The sequence below is a fragment of the Mycobacterium sp. TH-M25 genome, assembly GCF_057473665.1.
On the sequence record NZ_JBYCLA010000232.1, the window covers coordinates 1 to 8,398 of the forward strand.

At 66.5% G+C, this 8,398-nt stretch carries 7 protein-coding genes and 1 pseudogene; 3 read left to right on the forward strand and 5 right to left on the reverse strand.

The features are described 5' to 3' along the window. The 5 genes and pseudogenes from AC2VOU_RS07745 to AC2VOU_RS07765 all read right to left on the reverse strand — a co-directional run. Positions 1 to 622 (reverse strand): ABC transporter substrate-binding protein (locus AC2VOU_RS07745; RefSeq protein ID WP_486956847.1); only part of this gene is annotated, 622 nt, incomplete at its 3' end. Between the two features lie 29 nt (positions 623 to 651). Continuing rightward, positions 652 to 1,068, reverse strand: a pseudogene (locus AC2VOU_RS07750) (LLM class F420-dependent oxidoreductase); the annotation flags it as partial. 120 nt (positions 1,069 to 1,188) lie between these two features. Next, entirely contained in the window at positions 1,189 to 2,091 is a 903-nt protein-coding gene (locus AC2VOU_RS07755; RefSeq protein WP_486956848.1) for an alpha/beta fold hydrolase, read from the reverse strand. Positions 2,092 to 2,183: 92 nt separating this feature from the next. Then, a complete protein-coding gene (locus AC2VOU_RS07760; protein ID WP_486956849.1) occupies positions 2,184 to 3,278 on the reverse strand; it encodes an inositol-3-phosphate synthase in 1,095 nt (364 codons plus the stop codon). A 43-nt stretch (positions 3,279 to 3,321) separates the two neighbouring features. Further along, the gene (locus AC2VOU_RS07765; RefSeq protein WP_486956850.1) at positions 3,322 to 3,864 is read right to left on the reverse strand and encodes a PadR family transcriptional regulator; all 543 of its coding nucleotides are present in this window, start codon (positions 3,862 to 3,864) and stop codon (positions 3,322 to 3,324) included. 243 nt (positions 3,865 to 4,107) lie between these two features. Between AC2VOU_RS07765 and AC2VOU_RS07770 the strand changes: the two genes are divergently transcribed. The 3 genes from AC2VOU_RS07770 to AC2VOU_RS07780 all read left to right on the forward strand — a co-directional run. Further along, positions 4,108 to 4,542, forward strand: coding sequence for a DUF5318 family protein (locus AC2VOU_RS07770; RefSeq protein WP_486939193.1), 435 nt, complete (start codon positions 4,108 to 4,110; stop codon positions 4,540 to 4,542). Next, on the forward strand, positions 4,535 to 6,925 hold the full coding sequence (locus tag AC2VOU_RS07775; RefSeq protein WP_486956851.1) for a transglycosylase domain-containing protein: 2,391 nt from the start codon (positions 4,535 to 4,537) through the stop codon (positions 6,923 to 6,925). The genes AC2VOU_RS07770 and AC2VOU_RS07775 overlap by 8 nt, the downstream gene beginning before the upstream one ends. Then, positions 6,922 to 8,398 (forward strand): glycosyltransferase family 87 protein (locus AC2VOU_RS07780; protein ID WP_486956852.1); only part of this gene is annotated, 1,477 nt, incomplete at its 3' end. The genes AC2VOU_RS07775 and AC2VOU_RS07780, both read left to right, overlap by 4 nt.

Consider the following 8,398-nt stretch of genomic DNA (forward strand, 5'->3'; position numbering starts at 1 on the left):
GGGTGTCGATGACGTAGGCCTCTTCGACGGTGCCCTGCACCACGCCGATCCGCTGCCCGGCCGCGAGGTCGTCGAAGCTGCCCAACGGCGAGCCGGACGGCACGATCAGCGACAGGTAACCGAAGTCATAGCCATTGGTGAAACCGACTGTGCGACGGCGCGCTTCGGTGGCCATGATCGACGCCGAGCCGACGTCGAAGCGCCGCGACGCGACCTGGGCGAGCAGGCTGGAGAACTCGGTGCCGGCGAAGACGACGCGCAGGCCCAGCTTCGCAGCGATCGCCCGCAGCAGCTCGTTGTCGTATCCGGAGTAGCGTCCGGCGCTGTCCAGGCAGCTGGTCGGCGGGCCGCCCGGCTGGGTGCCCACGATCAGCGTCCCGGGGGTGCGCAAGCCGAGCTTGTTGATGTCGACCGCGCTCAGCGGCTCGACGTCGGCGGTGGTGTATTTGTCCTCGCGGGGCCGGTTGGCGGCTGCCAGCTTTCGCGGCAGCGCGATCGCGCCTTCCTCACCGACCGGCTTACAGAGATTGTTGCCGGCGCTCGCGGGAGCGACCGGCGCCAGCGTGTAGGTCAGCAGCACGGTGGCCAGCAGCGCGACCAGTTTCGCCGCGCCGACCCTCATGCCGGATCGCGCCAGCGGCATAGCGCCTCGGCGTTGCTCAGGTCGTCCAGTCGGCTGCTGACGGTGCCGAACTCGTAGCCGTACGCGTCGTAAGCCCTCTCCTTCCAGCCCGATCCGATACCCAGGATCGGCCGGCCGTCCGAGATGTGGTCGACGGTGCGGGCCATGTCGGCCAGCAGCTCGGGGTTGCGGTAGGAGTTGCAGGTCACCGGGGCGCCGATCTCGATGCGGGAGGTCTGCTCGGCCCAGGCGCCCAGCATGGTCCAGCATTCGTGGTGCGCGCCGTCGGGGTCGCCGTACAGCGGGAAGAAGTGGTCTCGGTTGAAGGCGACGTCGACGCCGACGTCTTCACGTCGGCGCACAGCGTCGCGCAGGCGGGCGTAGTCCGGGGTGTGCTGGGGCTGCAGCTGAACGCCGATGCGGATCGGCCGGTCGGAAGAAGTCATGCCCTCCACCGTAGGCGCGGATCGCGGGTGCTCTTATGTATGGATACGCATAGGTCCAGTACCGCGGCCAACGACATACCGGCATCGACACCATCGCCGCCGACAGCCGTGCCGAGTAGGTCAGCCGCCGCTCAGCACGCCGCGCAGGATCTCGGTCAGCACGAGCGGCTGGTCGCTCTGTACCGAATGGCCCGAGTTCTCCACCACTCGCAGGCCCCGGAAGTGCCGCGCGCGCCTGCCCAGTTCATCGGCGTCCTCGTCGGTGACGAATCCCGAGGTGCCGCCGCGCACCAACCGCACCGGCACCGACAAGCCGGCCACGTCGTCCCACAGGCCGTCGAAGTCCGGAACTTCCCGGATGGTGTCCCAGCGCCACGTCCAGGTGCCGTTGTCGAGTTGCTTGGTGTTGTGGAAAACGCCGCGGCGCAATGATTTCCGATCGCGGTGCGGGGCCGCGGCGGCGGTGATGTCGAGGATCGCGTCGAAGCTGGGAAATTCCCGGTCGCCCCGCATCAACGCGACGGCGCCCTGCTGTTCGCTGGTCATCTCGGCGACCCGCTTCATCGCCGACGGGGTGACGTCGACGAGCATGAGCTCGCGCACCAGCTGCGGCTCGAGCGCACCCAGGCCAATCGCGGTCAGCCCGCCCAGCGACATGCCCACCACCAGCTCGGCATCCGGGGCCAACTCGCGGATCACCGGCGCCACGGCTTCCGCGTTGTGCTGCGGTGAGTAGTCGCCGTCTTCGCGCCAGGCCGAGTGCCCGTGGCCGGGCAGGTCGACCGCCAGCGCGGGCACGCCCAGACCGACGATCACGGTGTCCCAGGTGTGCGCGTTCTGCCCGCCACCGTGGAAGAACACCACCCGCGGCGACTCCTCGCCCCACTGCAGCGCGCTGATGCCGCCGGCCTCGACCCGCCGCACCGACGGCAGCGGACCGGTGACGCCCGCCTGCTCGGCGTTCTCGGCCAGCAGCCCGAATTCGGACAGTCCAACCAGGTCGCCGTCGGAAAGGTCGGTCATGGCTCTCGACACTAAAGGACCCGGCCGAACGTCGAGTTGTTGGGCGATTCAGCCGAGACGCGGCCCGACAACTCGACGTTGGGTGGGAAAGGTCAGCCCTCGATGAACTCTTCGAGCCGGGTCCGGGCGATATCGTCTGCCATCTGCTTCGGCGGGCTCTTCATCAGGTATGCCGACGCCGGGATGACCGGCCCGCCCACGCCGCGATCCTTGGCGATCTTGGCTGCGCGCACCGCGTCGATGATGACGCCTGCCGAGTTCGGCGAGTCCCACACCTCGAGCTTGTACTCCAGGTTCAGCGGCACGTCACCGAAGGCGCGGCCCTCGAGACGAACGTAGGCCCACTTGCGGTCGTCGAGCCACCCGACGTGATCGGACGGGCCGATGTGCACGTCTTTGGTCTTGAACTCGCGCTGCAGGTTCGACGTGACGGCCTGAGTCTTGGAGATCTTCTTGGACTCCAACCGCTCGCGCTCGAGCATGTTCAGGAAGTCCATGTTGCCGCCGACATTGAGCTGCATGGTGCGGTCGAGCTGCACACCGCGGTCCTCGAACAGCTTGGCCATCACGCGGTGCGTGATCGTCGCGCCGACCTGGCTCTTGATGTCGTCACCGACGATCGGCACACCGGCATCGGTGAACTTCTTGGCCCACACCGGGTCGGACGCGATGAACACCGGCAACGCGTTGACGAACGCCACGCCCGCGTCGATCGCGCACTGGGCGTAGAACTTGTCGGCTTGCTCCGAACCCACCGGCAGGTAGGACACCATGACGTCGACCCGTGCGTCCTTGAGTGCCTGCACCACGTCGACGGCCTCGGTGTCAGAAATCTCGATCGTCTCGGCGTAGTACTTGCCGATGCCGTCGAGGGTCGGGCCACGCTGCACCGTCACGTTGGTCGGTGGCACGTCGGCGATCTTGATGGTGTTGTTCTCCGACGCGAAGATCGCCTCGGACAAGTCGAAGCCGACCTTCTTGGCGTCCACGTCGAACGCGGCGACGAACTTCACGTCGCGGACGTGGTACTGGCCGAACTTGACGTGCATCAAGCCGGGCACGGTGCTGTTCTCGTCGGCGTCGTAGTAGTACTGGACGCCCTGGACCAGTGAGGACGCGCAGTTGCCGACGCCAACGATGGCGACTCGTACCTCGGTGGACGCCTGCGGCGCGGTCTGCTCACTCATTGGGCGTTCTCCTCAACTCTCTTCGTGGGGGGATGGCTTGGCTCTAGGTCTGCTCAGCGCTGCTCTGCGCTAAACGTTCGGCCGCGATCAGCTCGTTGAGCCAGGTGACTTCACGCTCGCTGGACTCCAGCCCGAGTTGATGCAGCTGGCGGGTGTAGCGATCCAGCGAGTTGCTGGCCCGCGCGATTGCTTCACGCAAGCCTTCTCGTCGTACTTCGACCTGGCGGCGACGGCCTTCCAGGATTCGCATCCGCGCTTCGGCCGGTGTGCGGTTGAAAAACGCCAGGTGCACACCGAACCCGTCGTCGGTGTAGTTGTGTGGCCCGGTATCGGCCACCAGCTCGCTGAAACGTAGCCGGCCCGCATCGGTCATCTCGTACACGCGTCGGGCGCGACGCACCGGTGTTCCCGCCGGGGCAGCGTTCTCGGCGATCAATCCGTCGGTTTGCATCCGGCGCAGTGCGGGATAGAGGGAACCGTAGGAGAATGCCCGGAATGCCCCGAGCAGACCGGTCAAGCGCTTGCGCAGCTCGTAGCCGTGCATGGGTGACTCGAGCAGAAGGCCCAGGATGGCTAGTTCCAGCACGGGGGCACCTCCTTTGCTCGGTCGAATGCGACGCTGCTATGTCGCGCAACAGTCTCGCGCAATAGTATCGGTCCGATATATTCGGCGCTACTTCGGGATTCCAACTGCTGTTTTCGCGTCGTTCAACCGCCGGTCGCCAGTGGGCCAAAACGGCAGAGCGTTCGGCGCGGTCAGCGGCTCCTAGAACGAAAACGTGACCGACCTACCTCGGCCCACCGTCCACGCGGACGTACTCTGGTGATCGTGCGATTGCAGCGACAGGTGGTGGACTACGCGCTTCGGCGCCGGTCGCTGCTCGCCGAGGTCTACTCCGGCCGGACCGGCGTCACCGAAGTCTGCGACGCCAACCCCTACCTGCTGCGTGCGGCCAAGTTTCACGGCAAGGTCAGCTCCGTCATGTGCCCGATCTGCCGCAAGGAGCAGCTGACGCTGGTGTCGTGGGTGTTCGGCGACCACTTGGGCGCGGTCTCGGGTTCGGCGCGGACGGCCGAAGAATTGGTGTTGCTGGCCTCGCGGTTCGATGAGTTCTCCGTACATGTAGTGGAGGTATGCCGAACCTGCAGCTGGAATCACCTGGTCAAGTCGTATGTGCTCGGCGCGACACCGGCGGCTCGTCCGCCGCGCAAGTCACGCAGCACCCGGACGGCGCGCGACGGCGCCCGCACGGCCAGTGAATAACGAAGGGCCGCAAGACCACTCAGCCGCCGACAACCCTAAAGGGTCAGGGGCCGATCGCGGGTCGACGCAGCCGAGGCAGACCACTTCCGGGCCGCCAATACCTCCCGACGACCGGCTCACCACGATCCTACCGCCGGTCAAGGACGATGCGCCGAGCCGCTTCAAGGATCCGATCGACGTGGTGAAGGCCGTCCTGGACGCCAAGTCACCGTCGCGCACGCCGCCCGGATCCGCTGGTCCGTCGCCGACGGCAGCACCGCTTCGAGATGGGGCGCAACGCCACGGCTGGCAATGGCTGCGGCATCTCAACTGGAGGTGGGCCCGCCGCGGCGGCTACGTCGGCGCGGTCGTACTCCTGCTGTTGCCGATCGTCACCTTCGCGATGGCCTACTTCATCGTCGACATTCCCAAGCCCGGTGACATCCGCACCAACCAGGTATCGACGATCCTGGCCAGCGACGGCTCAGAGTTGGCGAAAATCGTTCCGCCCGAAGGTAACCGGGTTGACGTCAACCTCGACCAAGTGCCGGTGCACGTCCGTCAGGCGGTGATCGCGGCCGAGGACCGCAACTTCTACTCCAACCCGGGCTTCTCGTTCACCGGTTTCGCCCGCGCGTTCAAGAACAACATCTTCGGCGGCGACACCCAGGGCGGTTCGACGATCACCCAGCAGTACGTCAAGAACGCATTGGTCGGGTCGCAGCGCGCCGGGATCGGCGGTCTGATCCGAAAGGCCAAGGAACTCGTCATCGCGACCAAAATGTCGAGGGAATGGTCCAAAGACGAGGTGCTGCAGGCCTATCTGAACATCATCTACTTCGGCCGCGGCGCCTACGGCATCTCGGCAGCGTCGCGGGCCTACTTCGACAAACCCGTCGACCAGCTCACCGTCGCCGACGGCGCGCTGCTGGCCGCGTTGATCCAGCGACCGTCGACGCTGGACCCGGCGATCGACCCTGATGGCGCCCGAGAGCGCTGGAACTGGGTGCTCGACGGGATGGTCGATGACAACGCGCTCTCACCGAAAGACCGCGCAGCCCAAGAGTTCCCGCCGACGGTACCGCCCGAGCGGGCCCGCGAGCAGAATCAGACCACCGGGCCCAACGGGCTGATTCAGCGTCAGGTGACCCGAGAGTTGCTGGAGCTGTTCAACATCGACGAGCAGACCTTGAACACCCAGGGTCTGCAAATCACCACCACAATCGACCCGACGGCGCAGAAGGCCGCCGAGAATGCGGTGGCGAAATACCTGGCCGGACAGAACGCCGACATGCGGGTCGCGGTTGTGTCGATCGATCCGCACAATGGCGCGGTGAAGGCCTATTACGGCGGCGCCGATGCGCACGGATTCGACTTCGCCCAGGCCGGATTGCAGACCGGGTCGTCGTTCAAGGTGTTCGCGTTGGTCGCCGCGCTCGAGCAGGGCATCGGCCTGGGCTACCAGGTCGACAGCGCGCCGTTGACGGTCAACGGTATCAAGATCACCAACGTCGAGGGCGAAGGCTGCGGGGTCTGCAACATCGCCGAGGCGCTGAAGCGGTCGCTGAACACCTCCTACTACCGGCTGATGCTGAAGTTGAAGAACGGCCCGCAGGACGTGGCTCAGGCCGCGCACCAGGCTGGCATCGCCGAAACCTTCCCCGGCGTTTCGCACACGCTGTCCGAGGACGGCAAGGGTGGCCCGCCCAATAACGGAATTGTGCTGGGCCAGTATCAAACCCGGCCGATCGATATGGCTTCGGCGTACGCGACGCTGGCAGACTCCGGCGTCTACCATCGCCCGCACTTCGTGCAGAAGGTGGTCAACGCCGAGGGCAAGGTCTTGTTCGACGCGACCGACTCCGACAACTCCGGTGAACAGCGGATCCCCAAGGATGTCGCCGACAATGTCACCGCGGCGATGCAGCCGATTGCCGGGTGGTCGCGCGGCCACAACCTGGCCGGCGGGCGGGCGTCGGCGTCCAAAACCGGCACTACCCAGTTCGGTGACACCGACGCCGACAAGGACGCGTGGATGGTCGGTTACACCCCGTCGTTGTCGACGGCGGTGTGGGTCGGCACCGTGCGCGGCGACATACCGCTGGTGACCAAGGCCGGTGCGGCGGTCTACGGTTCCGGTCTGCCGTCAGACATCTGGAAGGCGACGATGGACGGCGCCCTCAAGGGCACCAAAAACGAAGCGTTCCCCAAACCGACCGAGATCGGCGGCTTTGCCGGCGTTCCCGTCGCGCCGCCACCGCCGCCGCAGATGACAGTCATCCAGCCGACGATTGAAATCGCGCCGGGCATCACGATTCCGATCGGACCGCCGACAACGGTTCCGGTGGCGCCCGCTCCGCCGCCACCGGGAGCGCCCGAGCCGGGACCGCCGCCCCCACCGTGACCGTCGACGAGCGCTCCGACATCTCACCGGGTCCGCTGGCCGAGGACCTGCGCTCCGCCGATGACCGGGATTGCCCGAGCCGCAACGACTTTCTGGGTGCGGCGTTGGCCGATGTCGTGGGCGGTCCGGTGGGACGCCACGCGATCATCGGCCGGACCCGGATCATGACGCCGCTGCGGGTGATGTTCCTGATCGCGCTGGTGTTCCTGGCGTTGGGCTGGTCGACCAAGGCGCCGTGCCTGCAGACCGTCGGCAGCGGGCCCGGCGACCAGCGCGTTGCGAACTGGCAGAACCAGCGGGCCTACTACGAGCTCTGCTACTCCGACACGGTGCCGCTGTACGGCGCAGAGTTGTTGAGCGAGGGCCGTTTTCCGTACAAGTCGAGCTGGATTGAAAAAGACGGTAGCGGGAAGCCGCAAACGCGTTACGACGGTTCGCCCGCGGTGCGCTATATGGAGTATCCGGTTCTCACCGGCGTCTACCAGTACGTGTCGATGTCGTTGGCCAAGACCTACACCGCGGTGAGCAGGATGATCCCGCTGCCGGTGATCGCGGAGGTGGTGGTGTTCTTCGACGTCTCCGCACTCGGCTTGGCGTTGGCCTGGCTGGCGACGCTGTGGGCGACCGCGGGCTTGGCCGGCCGACGGGTCTGGGACGCCGCACTGGTGGCGGCCTCGCCGTTGGTGATTTTTCAGATCTTCACCAATTTCGACGCGCTGGCAACGGGTTTGGCGCTCGGCGGTCTGCTGGCGTGGGCGCGCCGGCGGCCGGTGCTGGCCGGCGTGCTGATCGGTCTGGGCGGCGCGGCGAAACTGTATCCACTGCTGCTGGTGGGCCCGTTGCTGGTGCTGGGCGTGCGGACCGGACGGTTCCGCGAGGTGGCTCGCACCGCGGCCGCGGCGGCCATCACGTGGCTAGTGGTGAACCTGCCGGTGCTGGTGCTCTTTCCGCGGGGTTGGTCGGAATTCTTCCGGCTGAACGCCCGTCGCGGCGACGACATGGACTCGCTGTACAGCGTCGTCAAGTCGTTCACCCGATGGCAGGGCTTCGACACCGGGCTGGGCTTCTGGCAGCCGCCGGACAACCTGAACCTGGTCGTGCTGACGCTGTTCGTGGCGTGTTGCGCGGCGATCGGTTACGTCGCGCTGAGCGCGCCGCATCGGCCGCGGGTGGCGCAGTTGATGTTCTTGGTGGTGGCGGCGTTCCTGTTGACCAACAAGGTGTGGAGCCCGCAATTTTCGCTGTGGCTGGTGCCGCTGGCGGTTCTGGCGCTGCCGCACCGGCGAATCCTGTTGGCGTGGATGACGATCGACGCGCTGGTGTGGGTGCCGCGGATGTATTACCTCTACAGCGTTCCCGACCGCGGGCTGCCCGAGCAGTGGTTCACCACGACGGTGTTGCTGCGCGACGTCGCGGTGCTGATCCTGTGCGCGCTGGTGGTCCGGCAGATCTATCGACCCGGAGACGACCTGG